11 protein-coding genes are annotated in these 15,660 nt (G+C 47.1%); 5 read left to right on the top strand and 6 right to left on the bottom strand.

Features of this window, described 5'->3' with window-relative positions:
- Nucleotides 1–141 precede the first annotated feature (141 nt).
- The 5 genes from DUE52_RS03185 to DUE52_RS32740 all read left to right on the top strand — a co-directional run bounded on the left by DUE52_RS03185 (nucleotide 142) and on the right by DUE52_RS32740 (nucleotide 8,934).
- Nucleotides 142–1,128 (top strand): FecR family protein, encoded by a 987-nt coding sequence (locus tag DUE52_RS03185; RefSeq protein WP_165840854.1) that lies wholly within the window; start codon nucleotides 142–144, stop codon nucleotides 1,126–1,128.
- A gap of 22 nt (nucleotides 1,129–1,150) precedes the next feature.
- Entirely contained in the window at nucleotides 1,151–4,597 is a 3,447-nt protein-coding gene (locus tag DUE52_RS03180) for a SusC/RagA family TonB-linked outer membrane protein (protein ID WP_229312048.1), read from the top strand.
- A 12-nt stretch (nucleotides 4,598–4,609) separates the two neighbouring features.
- Complete coding sequence (locus tag DUE52_RS03175; RefSeq protein ID WP_114404497.1) at nucleotides 4,610–6,073, top strand: RagB/SusD family nutrient uptake outer membrane protein; 1,464 nt, start codon at nucleotides 4,610–4,612, stop codon at nucleotides 6,071–6,073.
- 62 nt (nucleotides 6,074–6,135) lie between these two features.
- Nucleotides 6,136–8,163, top strand: coding sequence for an FAD-dependent oxidoreductase (locus DUE52_RS03170; protein ID WP_222930249.1), 2,028 nt, complete (start codon nucleotides 6,136–6,138; stop codon nucleotides 8,161–8,163).
- Between the two features lie 456 nt (nucleotides 8,164–8,619).
- On the top strand, nucleotides 8,620–8,934 hold the full coding sequence (locus DUE52_RS32740) for a recombinase family protein (RefSeq protein ID WP_229312047.1): 315 nt from the start codon (nucleotides 8,620–8,622) through the stop codon (nucleotides 8,932–8,934).
- Nucleotides 8,935–9,229: 295 nt separating this feature from the next.
- Here the strand turns inward: DUE52_RS32740 and DUE52_RS03160 are convergent, their stop codons facing one another.
- The 6 genes from DUE52_RS03160 to DUE52_RS03135 form a co-directional block, all read right to left on the bottom strand.
- A complete protein-coding gene (locus DUE52_RS03160; protein WP_114404496.1) occupies nucleotides 9,230–10,522 on the bottom strand; it encodes a hypothetical protein in 1,293 nt (430 codons plus the stop codon).
- Nucleotides 10,523–10,526: 4 nt separating this feature from the next.
- Nucleotides 10,527–11,666, bottom strand: coding sequence for a caspase family protein (locus tag DUE52_RS03155; protein ID WP_114404494.1), 1,140 nt, complete (start codon nucleotides 11,664–11,666; stop codon nucleotides 10,527–10,529).
- Nucleotides 11,663–12,862, bottom strand: a complete 1,200-nt coding sequence (locus DUE52_RS03150) for a hypothetical protein (RefSeq protein WP_133299748.1) — start codon at nucleotides 12,860–12,862, stop codon at nucleotides 11,663–11,665. Before DUE52_RS03150 ends, DUE52_RS03155 begins: the two co-directional genes overlap by 4 nt.
- A 175-nt stretch (nucleotides 12,863–13,037) precedes the next feature.
- Nucleotides 13,038–13,265: a hypothetical protein gene (locus tag DUE52_RS03145; protein WP_114404492.1), complete on the bottom strand. Its 228-nt coding sequence runs from the start codon at nucleotides 13,263–13,265 to the stop codon at nucleotides 13,038–13,040.
- A 238-nt stretch (nucleotides 13,266–13,503) separates the two neighbouring features.
- The gene (locus DUE52_RS03140; RefSeq protein ID WP_114404490.1) at nucleotides 13,504–15,297 is read right to left on the bottom strand and encodes a DUF262 domain-containing protein; all 1,794 of its coding nucleotides are present in this window, start codon (nucleotides 15,295–15,297) and stop codon (nucleotides 13,504–13,506) included.
- 83 nt (nucleotides 15,298–15,380) lie between these two features.
- Complete coding sequence (locus tag DUE52_RS03135) at nucleotides 15,381–15,656, bottom strand: hypothetical protein (RefSeq protein WP_114404489.1); 276 nt, start codon at nucleotides 15,654–15,656, stop codon at nucleotides 15,381–15,383.
- Nucleotides 15,657–15,660: the final 4 nt, after the last annotated feature.

Here is a 15,660-nt window from a genome sequence, read left to right as displayed (position 1 = left end):
GCGTGCGGTTTAGTTCGAATGTTGAAGGTAAATGATTTTTTCTGGAATTGGAATCCCTCAAAAAAATCTTTAAAAAAGGTAAGATTCGGTTTAGGGATTGGGGTGAGTTGTCCTACTTACAAGCAAACCCCAACCAAATTCATGGGAAAACAATACCTGCAAACCCTAATCCGTAAACTTCTGCGGGGGAAGGCGACCGATGCGGAGAAGCGGCAATTAGAAAGCTGGTGGAAACATTTCTCCGATGACGATTCGTACCTGCGCTCGCTTTCCGAAACGGAACGCCAGTCTCTCCGCAACACGATGCTGTCGGGCATCTGGCAGCAACTCGACGAAAAACCGCTTGGTGAACCAACAAAGAACAAGCCGAAAAAAACCGTTCTGCCGGTTTCCAAATCAGGACGGGTGATGCACCTGCCGGTCGTGCGTTGGGCGGCTGCGGCAATCGTTCTGCTGGTTTCGGGATTGCTCCTTTATCCGTATCTGACGGGGCCACAAACCATCCGGACTTCCTACGGCGAGCAGCGCACGGTGGAACTGCCCGATGGGTCGGTGGTGACGCTCAATGGCAATTCATCACTGCGGTTTTCTGACGATTGGGACGAAACCGGTCAACGCGATGTCTGGCTGGAAGGGGAAGCTTTTTTTGGTGTACAACACACCCGCAATCACCAGAAATTTATCGTTCACACCCCCGATCAGCTTGCGGTCGAGGTGCTGGGAACCCGGTTTAATGTACAAAATCGCCGGGGTACAACGCAGGTCGTTTTGCAGGAAGGGAAAGTAAGAGTGACCAACCCGGCCCAACAAACGTATACGCTGAAACCCGGTGATGAGGTTCGCTACACCCAGGTTACGAAGCAACTGACATCTGTCCGGGCCAATCTCTCCCACGAACTGGCCTGGAGGACCTCCATCCTGCTTTTCACCGATCAGCCCGTTTCCGAAGTGCTTCAGGAAATCCGCGACAGTCATGGGTTGCAGGTGGAACTGCGTAACCCAACCGTTGGGCGGGAACTATTCAGCGGTTCGATTCCCGCCGACGATGTGAAACAGGTATTGAGCAAAATTGAGAAAATATACAAGGTTACCGTCACCTTCGACGGTGATCACTACATCATTGAGTAGTCAGTTTATATCCCAAACCCTTATGAAAACACATGTAGTTATCTGGGCCGTAATCGGTCTATTCCATTGCGGTTTGCCTGCCATTGGTCAGGACGTGGCCATGGCGTCGGCCCGTTCGCAGCAAACAAACCGCCAGAACCAGCAGGCCTTGATCGATGTCCTGAAAAATCTGGAAAAACAGCACCACGTTGTCTTTGATTACAACCGCCGGGAATTGAAAGATAAATTTGTTGCGCCGGTCACTAACGCAGCGGGTTCGCTGGAGCGTACTTTGCAAATCCTGCTGGAACCGTTCAATCTGGTGGTTGAAAAAAACAATCCGCATTCATACCTGATTTATAGCCGGGATCGGAAACGGCCGGAAACGAAGTCTGCCGGTGAAACCAAAAATGCAGAACAACCCACCAGCTTGCCCGCCACGAAAGCGCAAGCGCAGCAATCGTTTTCGTTAGAGGCATTTCCGACGGGCTCTTCACCAATCCAGGAACGAACGATCAGCGGCAACGTGACCGATGTGGTCCGGAATGAGCCTTTGCCGGGCGTCAGCATCATCCAGAAAGGGACAACCCGTGGAACCACAACCGACAAAGACGGGGCATTCCGGATGCCGATTCCAGTGGGAGACGTTGTGCTGGTTTTCAGTTACGTGGGCTACGAAAAACAGGAACTGTCAGTCGGTTCGCAGTCGACACTGACGGTTCGCCTGAAAGCCGATGAAAAATCGCTCGATGAAGTCGTCGTGGTGGGTTATGGCACCGTCAAAAAATCGGACCTGACCGGTTCGGTAGCCAAAGTTGGGGAAGAAAATATCAAAGCAACGCCTATTGTTTCGCTGGACCGGGCCATGCAGGGCCGGGCGGCCGGCGTACTGGTTACCCAGGGATCGGCCCGACCCGGTGGGGCAACGGCCATTCGCATCCGGGGTACGGGTTCGGTCAATGCCAGCAACGAGCCGCTCTACGTAATCGACGGTTTTCCAACCGGGAATCTGAATTCCATCAATCCGAATGACATTGAATCCATTGAAATCCTGAAAGATGCGTCGGCAACCGCCATTTATGGTTCGCGGGGTTCGAACGGCGTCGTGATGGTCACCACCAAACGAGGCCGGGAAGGCCAGTCGACGGTGAATTTCGAGAGCTACTACGGTGTCCAGACGGTTCGCCGGAAAATTCCATTGCTCAACGCCCGTGAATACGCCGAATTCATCAACGAAGCCCGGGTAAACGGGGGCGGAACACCTTATTTCGACGGTTCTTCCGCCGATCGTCCGGCCATTTCCGCGCTCGGGACCGGAACCGACTGGCAGGAAGAAGTATTCCGGCAAGCACCCATTCAGAACTACCAGTTGAGCTTTACGGGCGGTGAATCCAAAACCCGGTACGCCATTTCAGGCAGCTACTTCGATCAGCAGGGCATCATTCGGGATTCGTTTTTTAAACGGTATTCGTTGCGGGCCAATCTGGATCGTGAAGTGAAATCATGGCTCAAAGTAGGGCTTTCCATGCAGGGGGCTTACGGGCAATCCAACAGCGCCCGTACGGAAACTGAAGGTGGTATCAATTCCGGCGTTACCAATGCCGCCATTAATTTTGCGCCCACTTTCCCGGTCTACAACACGGCCGGAACCTACTACCGCGATCAGGGCCCCTTGAATGGAAACAATGTGGATAATCCGCTGGGGATTGCCCGGGAAATAACCGATCTGCTGACCACGACCCGCGTGCTGGCCAATGTATTTGCCGATGTGTCGCTGGCCAAAGGACTTACTTTCCGAACCAGTTGGGGGGGCGATTTATTCAATACCAAATCCAATTTTTACGCCACGCGCCTGATTGCACTCGGCGCCAACACCAGCGGTAACGCATCGGTTAACGCTGTTCAAACCGTCAATTGGCTGAATGAAAACACATTGACGTATATGAAGACCGTTCAGGAAAGACACAACTTGACGGCTTTGCTGGGGTACACGACTCAGACCTATCACAGCGAGGGTGTAACCGCCAATGCCGTCGGTTTCAACGACGATTTTGGTCTCTACAATAACTTGGGAGCCGGTGCTACGTTACGGGTTCCGGCCTCATCGGCCAGCGACTGGGCCTTGATTTCATATCTGGCGCGGGTCAATTACGGATTTGACAACCGGTTTTTACTGACCTTGACGGCCCGCCGGGATGGATCTTCCCGGTTTGGCCCTGCCAACAAATACGGTTTCTTCCCTTCCGGAGCGTTGGCCTGGCGACTCATCAATGAGAAATTCATGCAAAACCAGCAGGCGTTCTCGGATCTGAAGTTCCGGCTCAGCTACGGGTTGACGGGTAATCAGGAAATTGGCGACTACCGGTTTTTATCCTCCATTGCGGTGGCGGCTTACCCCTTCGGTGGAGCCAATCCAACGCGGTTCAACGGGGGCGCGCCGAACGGGATTAGCAACCTGGATTTACGCTGGGAAAAAAATGCCCAACTTGATGCGGGTTTTGATATCGGCCTGCTCAATAACCGCTTGCAGATTACGGCCGATTATTACATCAAAACAACCTCCGATTTGTTATTCAGTGTAAATGTCCCGCTGTCGACCGGCTACTCTACCTCGCTGCAAAACATCGGAAAAGTGCAGAACCGGGGTCTGGAACTGTCGTTGAACACGATCAATGTCGATCAGGGAGGACTTCGCTGGTCGACCGAATTTAATATCGCTTTTAATCGGAACAAGGTGTTAACGTTGGATGGCCGACCGGATTTTCTCACCGGCGACGGAGCCAGTCATTTAAATGTTTCCAACACCGTACAGTTGAAAGTGGGCGAACCGCTGGGAAATTTCTACGGGCGGGTATTCGAAGGTGTTTTCCAGAACCAGGAAGAAATTACCAATTCGGCTCAGAAAACCGCCAAACCGGGCGACATTCGTTATGCTGACCTGAACAACGACGGGGTGATAAACGACAACGACCGTACCGTGATCGGCAATGGCTATCCTAAGTTTTTTGGAGGACTCAACAACACGCTCAGTTACAAAGGCGTCGAGTTAAATTTCTTTCTGCAGGGTTCATCCGGCAACAGCATTCTCAACTACGGACGGTTTGATCTGTACAGCCTGAACGGCAACAACAACCAATCGAAAGAGGTATTGGACCGATGGACGCCCACCAATCCGAGTAACACCATTCCGCGCGCCAATTCAGCCGGAGGGCAGCGAATTTTGTCTTCTTTTCACGTTGAAGATGGCTCTTACCTGCGCTTAAAGACAATTTCTATCGGCTATAATTTACCCCAGGCGTTGCTAGACCGGGCAACCATCCGGTCGGCGAAAGTCTATCTATCGGCGCAGAACTGGCTCACCTTCACCAGGTATCAGGGCTACGATCCCGAAGTGAGCCGGTACGGCACCTCATCCATCAGCCAGGGCATGGACTACGGTGGTTATCCGGCGGCCAAAACCGTGCTGGTTGGTTTAAATCTTACTTTTTAACCGTTGCTATTCATGAAACTCCGACACGTATTTTCTGTTCTACTGACGGGCCTTTTACTCAACTGTCAGCCCGATCTGGACGTTGCGCCCCTGGGATTGCCCGCAACCACCACGTTTTATAAAACCGCTAAAGATGCGGAATCGGCGGTGACAGCCGCTTATGCGACCCTCTTAGCGATTTATGATTCCGAAAACATCGTGACGCCCACCACCGTCGGTTCCGATGATGGAGTTCCGTTTCTGACCGGCAACGCCGACCGCGTCGCCCTCTGGAAATACAACCTGGTTTCCACCAATACCTTTGTCAACAACGTCTGGAGCCAGGCCTATTCCGGCATTCAGCGGGCCAATGTGGTGATCAATCGGATTCCGGGCGTTGCGATGGACGAAACCCTTAAAAAACGCTACGTGGGCGAAGCGAAATTCCTGCGGGCCTTGCATTATTTCAATCTGGTCCGCTTTTTCGGTGACTTGCCGCTGGTCGTTGGCGAAACCACGTCGCTGGAAGGCGTGGAAGTTCCCCGCGCAAAAACCGAAGAAATTTACGCCCAGATCGAAGCCGATTTAAAGGATGCCGAGGGGGCGTTACCCAGGAGTTATACCGGAAACGACATTGGCCGGGCCACCCTGGGAGCCGCCAAAGGACTGTTGTCGAAAGTTTACCTCACCCAGGCCGGAGCCAACGCCAGCTCACCATTATGGGCTTTGGCGGCCGCCAAAGCGAAGGAAGTTATCGAGCTGGGGCAATACGATTTGTGGACCAATTACGCGGATGTGTTTGACATGAAAAACCGGGGCGGCAAGGAGTCGCTTTTTGAGGTGCTGTATATCACCGATCAATTGGGCAATGGCCATTCCACCCACTGGGCACCCCGAAGTGCGCCGATTGTGCCCAGCAACGGTTTTGGCACCATCCGGGTGGCCAAAAGCCTATGGGATGGCTTCGCAGCCAACGACAAACGCCGGGATGCCACTTTTCTGACCTCCTATGTCAACCCGACTACCGGCAATACCGTTAACCTTTCGATCGACACCTCAGACCCGGCACTGGCGGTCTCGTTGTGGAAATTTGCCGACCAGACGGCCAAAATTTCCGGTGGCAAAAGCTTTCCGTACCTTCGTTTTTCCGACATTCTGCTGGTGTATGCCGAAGCCCTGAGCGAAGCAGCCAACGGCCCAACGCCCGACGCTTACACCGCCCTGAACCGCGTTCGAAACCGGGCCGGACTTCCTCCGCTCGCGGGTCTGAACCGGGCGCAATTTAAGGATGCCGTTTTGCAGGAACGCCGGCTGGAACTGTGCTGGGAAGGAAACCGGTGGTTCGATCTGGTGCGGACGGGCCGACTGGTCGAGGCCGTAAAATCCGAAAATTCGTTTGGCCGGAATGCGACTATTCAAGCCAGCAACCAGTTGTTCCCCATTCCGCAACGGGAACGCGACATCAATCCGTCGCTGACTCAGAATCCCGGTTATTGATCCGGAATAAGGTTTTGTTCCTAAGTTCAAATTGTACTTTACCACAAAAAAACGTTTCTATCGTGCCTGTATTCGTTCATCGTCTGGTCTATATTCTGGTCTTGCTTCCACTTTTTGCGCTTGCGCAGTCCCCGCAAACAGCGGACGTCATTGTGTACGGTGGTACGGCGGGCGGGGTGACAGCCGCCATTGCGGCCGCCCGCGAAGGCGCATCCGTCCTGTTGGTCGAACCGGGTCGGCACCTGGGGGGTATGGTAACCGGGGGGCTTTCGCATACCGATTACGGGGACCGGGCAGTGATTGGTGGCCTGGCGTTGGAATTTTACGAACGGGTGGCCCGTGTATACAAAAAACCGCTCTTTTTCTGGCGGGGCCCGGAACCAACACTTGGTGAAAAAATCCTCAGCGATTGGCTGAAGGAAGCCAACGTGACGGTTCGGTTTGGTGACCGGGTCAAATCCGTTCAAAAGCAGGGGCGGAAAATCCGTAGTATCGAACTGGTATCGGGTACAACGTTGACGGCCAATGTGTTTATCGATGCCACGTATGAAGGCGATCTGATGGCCCGGGCGGGCGTTTCATACGCGATTGGGCGGGAAGGTGTAGCGCAATATGGTGAATCGTGGGCCGGGCGGCAACCCTTTTATCCCGACAAACATAATTTTCCGTTACCGGTCTCACCGTTCGTAAATGGCAAAGATGGCAAGCTGCTCCCCCTGATCAACGCCCGACCCCAGGCCGGTATTGGTGAAGCCGACAGCGCCGTGCAAGCGTATTGTTTCCGGTTGCTGATGACCAACAACCCGGCTAACCGCGTTGCCATCACACGCCCTGCCGGTTACGATTCGACCCGTTTCGAACTCCTCCGTCGCTACCTGAAACTCCGAAAACCGGCGACTTTATCGGAAAGCGGGGTCTTTAGAGCGGGCGTCAATCTGCCCAACCAGAAAGCTGAAATTAATTCGGCAGGACCAATTTCAACGAACCTGTACGATGGCAGCAACTGGGCCTATCCTGATGCCGATTATCCACTCCGGGATAAAATCTGGAATGATCACCTGCTCTACACCCACAGTTTATTGTATTTTATCAGTCACGATCCCGAAGTGCCGGAATCCATTCGGCGCGAAGCGCAGCAGTGGGGACTTTGCAAAGATGAGTTCGCAGATACCCAACACTGGCCGCACCAATTATACATCCGGGTCGCCCGCCGGATGATTGGCGAATATGTGCTGACGCAACGTGATCTGGAAAAAGATACACTCAAGTACGACGCCATTGCCATGGGTTCCTACAACATCGATGTGCGGCACACCCAACGGACTTACCACCTGGTATCACGATTTCCAGAACTCCAGGCCGAGACCATCAATGAAGGGTATTTGTCCATTCCGGTGGCTCCCTACGAAATTCCGTATCGCTCCCTGGTTCCCCGGTTTGACCAGTGTACGAACCTGCTGGTTCCGGTTTGTCTGTCGAGTTCCAACCTGGCGTATGCATCCGTTCGGATGGAGCCCCAGTTCATGACCGTAGGACACGCAGCGGGCGTCGCGGCTGCGCTGGCCAGCAAACAGCAGGTGGCGGTGCAACGGGTGGATATGACGGTTTTGCAAAAGAAATTACGGGCGCAGCGGCAGGTGCTGAGTTTTGAAGAAAATCCCAACGGTATTTTTGGACAGAATAATACGGTGGTGGTGGATGATGATATGAGTCGGTTTGTCGAACGAACCGGCACCTGGCGATCGTCCGAAAGCCCGCTGATGGACCGCCACGCCATTACGTTTCTGGCCAGCCCGAAAACGGAACCGGCGTCCATCGTTTATCAGCCGTATTTACCCGAAACCGGAAACTATAACGTCTACGGTTGGTGGCCAAACGGACCCGATTTTGCGACCAATACGCCGATGACGATCCATCATGCCGATGGAAAACAGCAACTAACGGTCAATCAGCGGGCAAAGGGCGGTCAGTGGATGCTTCTGGGAAAATTCCGGTTTGAGAAAGGCTACAAAGGGTCGATCCGGATGAGCAATCAGGGAGCTGTCGGATCTGTCATAGCAGATGCCTTCCGGTTTGACCGGGTAAAATGAGGAAATTGGACTTGCAACAAAACACTGGACGTGGTTCCCGCCGACGTGGAACGGGACAAATCGTTAAGCAACCTGTTGGGGTTACCCACGGTAATCGGTAAAATTGGAAAGGTAGCTTAACCCCGAATGCTTCTGTTGGTGATTGTACAGTTTGGGTAGCCCCGCTACGGCTGAGAATGAAACGGATTCTTTACAGAACCGCAGTGACGAATGATCCAACGAAACCGCCTGTAAAGCTCACCAAGCGGTTTCGTTTTTTCTTAGGGTTGGAAAGGGGTGGCCGAAGCCAGGGAAAAATGAAACTGGGCTCAATCAAAAATCTATAACTTTTTGAACCTATCATACTAACCACCCTTTTTCAAAAAGGTCTTCATAAAGCCAGGTCCAAAAAGTAGGTTCAGGATTTTTTTTGCTTTAATCTTACTGAGACTAACTTACTGACCCTAAATGGAATAGGTGTTTGGTTATGCCCGCGTATCCACGGTCGATCAGAACCTGGACACCCAAATCGAGTCTTTACAGAAGTTTGGCTGCGATGAAATTTTCCAGGATAATGTTTCCGAAGTTCATATTAGCCGACCAGCCCTGGATGAATTGCTTTCCAAATTACGAGGATATGACACCGTGGTAATAGCCCGTTTTTTTCGATTGGGTAAGAGTAGAGACCACCTCATTTCCCTGATCAGCCAGTTTGCCCAACTCGGTATTCATTTTCGGGCACTGGATCTGGGAGTGGACAGTTTCACACCTGCATGTAAGATGGTTTTGTAAATCTTTGCCGCCTTAGCGGAATACGACCGGGAGAGTATTTTAGAAAAAACCAGGGCTGGCCAGCTTTTGGCCAAAGCGAATGGGAAACATATTGGCCGGCCTAATGGCATTGATCCCAAGAAGTTTAAGAATGTCAAAAAAGCGTTTGAGCGAGGGTTATCAGTCTCAGAGATTGTGAATCTCACTGGTATTAGCATGTCTAGTGTCAAGCGGTATCGAAAACTGATTCAAAAATGATGGAATAGGGTAGGAGCAAAGTGACTTTATTACCATATTTATAAAATAAAAGTTTGAATTATAAATAATGAGTTTCGTGATATCCTATCAATGTTGTTACGGGTTGGTTCCAATCAGCTTTTGAGACAACAGAACGCAATTTATTTAAAGCTTTTTGAATTTTTTCCTTAACAATAGGTTCTTTATTTAAGCTAGAATGCGCAGCCAAGAGGTTCAAACCATCGTAGAGTCGGCGCAGGCCAATAGTATAATATGGTATACCACGATTAACCGCTTCGATAAATAATTCACTTGCTTGAATTAGATTAGGTGTTTCTTGTTTCAATAGGGTCCAACCATGAATGACTGCTCCATCAGGTATATTTGGAAACCAATTGTAAAGATTTTCAGTCCAGTTAGAAAAGCCTAAAACATCCATCGTTTGTAACAGAACATAGCCGCCAATAACAGCACCTAATGGATCCTCTCGTTTTCCAAATAAAGATCGTTGTGCTAACTCTAAAACCTCGTTCCTTAATTTACCAATGGATTGAAAATCACCGTTCATTAAGTAGCTCAACAAAGATTCTGCAGTAGGTTTATTACCGGCCACCATGACATGAAAAGGATCTTTTTCTGTTTCATTCCTGATGGCTTCGTCTGCCCCATCCAGCAGAATCAGTATTTTAACTTCTTCAAATGGAGGCAACAAAATTGATTTATTGGGAATTCCATTTGCAAAAACGTTAAGGACAATCTGGGCTTTAACATTTTGTAAACCTCGGATGATTATCTGACCCAATAAATGTAGTTGGTCAGGATCCTGAATAGATTCGAAGCTCAGCGAAATATCATATAAATTGAAGAATAATAAGTTGGGTGAGTAAGTTAATGTAAAGGGTGAGTTAGCTAATTCAAAAGTATGATATAAAATGTCATCATTTAACAATCTGTCTTCGTTTAATAAAAATAAATTCATTATAGGCTGAAGCTGCGATCTACTGTTTTTCTCTATAATTGTTCTTTTTAATGGATGGAGTGGGTCGTATCCTTTATTTATTCTGCTGGTTCTCTTTAAATAATACGCCCAGCTTAGTGATTCCCGGGGAGAATTCGATTCTGGAACCAAAATTACTTCCTTGGTTTGATCAAGTTCTACCTCGATTTGATTTGTGATGGTTTCTCCATTTGGTAGTTGTACCCTTACTAAATAGGAACCTGGCTCTACCGCAATATTCGTCGTTTCGCCTAAAACTATATAATTAGGATCCACTTTAACCTTTTTTAATCGTTCATCGATTAAATCGAATGCAATTCTAGCTGACCCACTGTCCGCTGTGTATCTAGAAAACAGTATTTTTAACGTACTCATAATGTTAGTGAAGTGGACAGTTTCGTTCCGGAGGAAATACAATGAATTTCGGATTTTCCATTCGTGGAAAAATCCCAGAGTCAAATTGGGCTTCCACACGGTAAACACCAGATTCGACCTCTTCCGTCCAAGGTTCTATTGAAGGATTACGGCTATACACTTTTGGAAGGTCAACCAATCGTTGAGTCATTATCAAGCGAGCGGCCTGGTGTCTTTCCGGAGGCGAACAGGTGACCTTCACTCTGCATAATACCGGGTCGGGAATTTGGTGAATTACTTTATTTGGTATCTGTAACTCTCCTTCCACACTGCAAAACCGATCCTGCCAACGTAAAGCATTCATTAGTCCTTTCGAAAGAGATTCCGGTGTGACTCGCCAAAAATCCTCAACTTGGTCTTCAGCCCCAAAATTGTTTAACGTCCGAATCAATTCCTGGGTGAAAAAGCTTACCTCTTCTTGTATCGCATCAGCGGTTCCTCCTTGAAGACTAGACTTAAAAATAGGCGCTGCCCGGGGTGGGAATTGTGTCTTTTGGGAAGTTTTCAGGGGGCGTGGCTTGTAACCTTCCGATTTAAGTGATTCTTTGTTAGCCTCCCGGCAAGCGTCAAGGAAAAAAATTTGCGTTTCTGCCTGGCAATCGATCATTCCGGTATATGTAGTCGTAAAATCTATCGCGTTCTCCCAAGGTCGTCCGGAACTGGCCCCAAAATCTTCAGTCAATAAAGTCGTCGTCATATAATCCAATCCATGGCCACAAAAGAAAAATAGGGCGACATTTTGTTTGGATTCATCACAGCGTGCTACCCATCGATCGAAGGCGTCCGCAATGTTGCTGAAGGTAGCGGCTTCAACGGGTATATTATTCCCGTTTGGGGATTTATATTGACCTGCTGGTGAAATAAGTAACTCAATACTGCCCAACGGGGCATCTAGATTCCGATGTGTTGATATCAGCCAATCCGTAAATGCTTTAGCTGAAATTGGGGGTGATGTCAACTGACCAAGTCCCATCGTAAACGGAGCAGGCTTGGTATTGTATAAATCACCCTCTGGTAAGTGCCGATATGCCCCAACGCCAATAACAAAGGCATGCGTTTGTGGCTGGTTAGGCTGAAAATCCGTTTTCTCGAATACAAGGCTCATTGTATATTTTGGTGTATTCGCTGTTGTAAGCGCTTGTGAAAAGTGGGCCGAAAAAAATACATGCTGTGGGCACCAAAAGGTGAAGCTCCGGTGTCGAAAACAAAATCCTCTGTTTCACTGAAAATTTTGCCAGTGGCATAACCAAGTATATCCATCGGGTCAAAAACATTGATCCACTTTTGGACATTGTCAGGTTTTAAGGCAAATTCTTGGCTATCTGAAGGTACAGAAGGATCACTTGCTAAAAACAATTTCAATTCTTCAAACATCCCAACCTGAGACCCAACCGTTATAAGTAAGTCTGGTCTAAGTTCGGGATGAAATCGAGTTAAAATGTCATAAGTAATATTTCCACCCATGCTGTGAGCAACAATAATAAAGGGATTATTAAGTTTTCTTTTAGACTGTGCAGCCAAAAAGTCATCAGAAATGATGCGGACAATTGGACCAGGGTTCTCAGGAGTACCTCGGTTTTTTAAGTACATAAATACATCTCCAACGAATCTGGCAACTCGCTCATGAGCCCATGGGCGAAGGGGTTTCGCTATTCCACCAAATACCAGTTTAGGTATAGCACTCGCAAGCCTACTGGCTGATTCTTTTACAACGTCCCATATCTCTGCACCACCGAATTGTTCACCGGCTTTGGAAGTTTGGGTTAAAATTCCTTTTGGTTTTGCGTAAAGTGTTGTTTCTGTCAGTAATTTGTCAACAAATTCATCATTACTGCTAACCAAGGATAACCATGAGGGATGGGGATTTTCTTCTGCATATTGTAATGTTAAATCCGCGAGTAAAGCTACCTCGTCAGATAGAAGGTTATCCTCGTTGCTTAATCCAACGGCTGTCCACAAACAATCTACGGCTAAACTAAGCGAAGCTTGATTAGCAATTTCCTTGAATGCTTGATCCGGTTCTTCAATTTTAACATCTGGAGCAATCTCCAGCAGCACCTGAGCCAACTGATCAGATTTTGAACCAAAGGATTCATATTTTTTACCCGGTAGAGAGGCATTTTTAAATGCCATGTGTGCTCCGTGATCACCCCAATATGGATTTAAAATGAGCTCGGTGGCCGGGTCAGTGACAATACCCTTTAATGCATACCTCCTGAACAATGCGTCACGTGTGATAACCTCTGAGGTATAGGTATCACCTTTGCGGGTATTTACACCATGAACAAAAACTAATGGCATAGAATTAATTACAATATGGACAAACAATTCAATAACTGTTTCAAAAGTGATTTTTTTTATACATTAATGTACTACCGTTTAATAAAGGGCTAAGTAAATTTTTCGAGCCATTTCTTAGTGATGATTTCAAGCTAGAAAAATGGAAATCTCGAGTCTCCTAACAAATGAAAATTGTTTAAAATGGCCATCTTTTATTTTCATCTAAGACCCATTCTAAAACTTTAGCATCCCTTAATGCTTTTTTCATCTGATTAGTAAAGGAGTTTTCATTAGCAATTTCTTTTTCTGATGTACTGAAAGATGCTTGTTGTTTGCAAAATTTAGCATTCGATTTAAGCTCAGCAATCTTTTTCTCAATCTTCGCTATTGACCTAGATGACCTTGTTCGGCTTTGACTTTCCATGGATTTTTTGGTAAAAAGTGTGTATGTCACTAAATGTACCAACTTTCACTCTGCTGTCTTTATGTTTTCACTATTTCCACTGTAAACACTGACCATCTTCATTTTGAGCATTTTAATTAAAATTGTTTAATAGCCGGAAGTAAAAAAACGCTATTCGTAGATGAGTCTGACTGAGGCAAAATAAAGGACTCAATACAGCAGGCAAAAGTTAAATAATGGATTTATGTTATTTTGTTTATTAAAGGGAATAATAATACAAGCGTAGCTTTTGAGAAATTAATAAGCGTCGTGATTCTAGAAACTCCTCGTAGTTTTCAACTGACATGTCGAAGATTGATTCAGGTATGTCATTCTGTCGCAAGTTTTCAAATAGAGCATTATCACTAGTTATTGCCCCATATTTGAGTGGTCCACCATTACATTGTTCTCGTAATTCGGAGAAGTATATTTTGGGGGCTTTATTTCCTATACGAATATTTGTGGCCGTCTCAGTATAAACAAAATTGGCTACTTGGTTATAGATCGCTTTACTGAGGTTTTGTTTTTTGAGATAGTCAGCAGGAAACAAATGGTGAACGTCACCTTGGTGAGTGATCATATCACGAATAGTAATGTCTTTTGACAAGAAGCCCTTAGCATTCTGGTGGCATTGGGCAGCTAGATAAACATTAAATGCAGGATTCGTACTACTCGATGAATTAAGTTGCTGTAATAGCCCTGCATCCCAAAACCCGTCAGATAACTGTGCCGCTTCTAAATCATCCAAATACAGCTGAAATCCCCGCTCCGAGATTTGACGAATATCATAATCAAATGTAGATTCTGGGCTGCCTGAGTATCGGCTTGTCAATAATGACATAACTAGCCACTTCTTAACTGCACTAGTAATTGTAGCATCATTAGCACGCTCAGCACGCAGATGTAGATAAACTACATAGGCGAAGTTGAGCGCATTCTTTGATCTTATCATATTAGGATGTACAAAGCCTGCCGACTTAACAATCATGACGAATCGCTGAAAATTAGTTTCGTTGATGAAGTTTAATACACCCTTCTTCAGCCTAGCATACGATGATTCGGCAATCTCTTCTTCAAACGTTTTCTTCTCGAAATTCCGGCCAGAGAGCAGGCTGACTAAATCACTTAACTTACCTCTGCCAAATTCACTGATGAATGCAACACGCAGTAAGTCGCTATAGTTAGGATCATATAAATCGTCGCTTTCATGCCGTAACCAGGCAACTTTAGAAAAGTATTCAGATTGAACAAACTCAATATCATTCTCTTTAATATGGTTATACGATTCCGGCGACACAGCCAAATGGCAAAAATAGTCTATGCCTTTACGTAGCATGTTTCCACCATATGTGTCATTGGAAGCAATTTTGGACATGGCGAAGTCCGCTTGACTCAATACCACTCCTTCGCGATTAATACGGATAAAGATTTCAGTTACCGTTTCGATCGGCAGATCACCGTCAAGTTCAATGATGCCGATTTGCTTTTTGATAATAGCCTTGAGTGTTTCCAGACTATCCTCTACTTCTTCCTCAATTGCATCAGGGTTCTTATCTAAATATGTTCGGACAACACGACTCACTCGTTCATCGCCACGAATAATCGGGGCTATATCATGAATCCAGGCTGCATCCTTGCCTATTGCTGGGTTGATTACTTCAAATTGTTTTTTAATTGGGTGAAATGCAATCGTAATTCTATCCCTTTTGTAGGTTTTATCCATTACAGGTTGACCCAGAATAGCTGCTGTTAGTGCAGTAACGCGCTGCTGACCATCAATTAAGATTTTTTTGCCTGAAGCTGAGGAACCATCTTTCAGCCGCACAGTTGGGTTTCGCCAGGCAATGATATAACCGATTGGGTATCCTTGATAAAGGCTATCCATCAGATCCCTTACTTTAACTTTACTCCAAACAAAGGGCCGTTGAATTTCGGGAATAGCAATTTCTCCAGATTTAACCCAGGAGAGCAGTGTTTCTATAAGCTGTTGGTTAACGGCGTACTTCTGTTTCATAGATTTTAATTAACACGTGATTCTGATTACTACTACGGTTTTCTAGAATTCAATGATGACCTATTGCCTATATAATGATATTTTCATAAATCACTTTGCTCATCAAGAAATTGCCGAAGAACCTTTGTAATGCGACCTTTTAGAGCTTCATCGGGGCAATCAACGGCAATTTTTAATCCTTCTTTTGAATTTCCATGAAATGTCAATCGAATAGAAAGACTTTGTTGATTCAACATCCGTACTAGGCCTTCCATCTTACGCATATCTTCCTGATAGGTTTTGTTCAAGGTTTTGCCTATGTCTAAGTCTGCTCGGCTGTCTGGTTTGGAATAAATGAAGGAATCAATAATTGTGATCATGCTA

The sequence above is a fragment of the Larkinella punicea genome (assembly GCF_003334855.1).
Taxonomy (GTDB): domain Bacteria; phylum Bacteroidota; class Bacteroidia; order Cytophagales; family Spirosomataceae; genus Larkinella; species Larkinella punicea.
Note: the sequence above shows the minus strand (reverse complement) of the source record. Positions and strands in the feature narration are given on the sequence as shown.

Coding starts and splice junctions, on each gene's coding strand:
- DUE52_RS03160 (WP_114404496.1), bottom strand. CDS start 10,522: ATGAGTACGTTAAAAATACTGTTTTCTAGATACACAGCGGACAGTGGG.
- DUE52_RS03140 (WP_114404490.1), bottom strand. CDS start 15,297: ATGAAACAGAAGTACGCCGTTAACCAACAGCTTATAGAAACACTGCTC.
- DUE52_RS03175 (WP_114404497.1), top strand. CDS start 4,610: ATGAAACTCCGACACGTATTTTCTGTTCTACTGACGGGCCTTTTACTC.
- DUE52_RS03180 (WP_229312048.1), top strand. CDS start 1,151: ATGAAAACACATGTAGTTATCTGGGCCGTAATCGGTCTATTCCATTGC.
- DUE52_RS03150 (WP_133299748.1), bottom strand. CDS start 12,862: ATGCCATTAGTTTTTGTTCATGGTGTAAATACCCGCAAAGGTGATACC.
- DUE52_RS03185 (WP_165840854.1), top strand. CDS start 142: ATGGGAAAACAATACCTGCAAACCCTAATCCGTAAACTTCTGCGGGGG.
- DUE52_RS03155 (WP_114404494.1), bottom strand. CDS start 11,666: ATGAGCCTTGTATTCGAGAAAACGGATTTTCAGCCTAACCAGCCACAA.
- DUE52_RS03135 (WP_114404489.1), bottom strand. CDS start 15,656: ATGATCACAATTATTGATTCCTTCATTTATTCCAAACCAGACAGCCGA.
- DUE52_RS03145 (WP_114404492.1), bottom strand. CDS start 13,265: ATGGAAAGTCAAAGCCGAACAAGGTCATCTAGGTCAATAGCGAAGATT.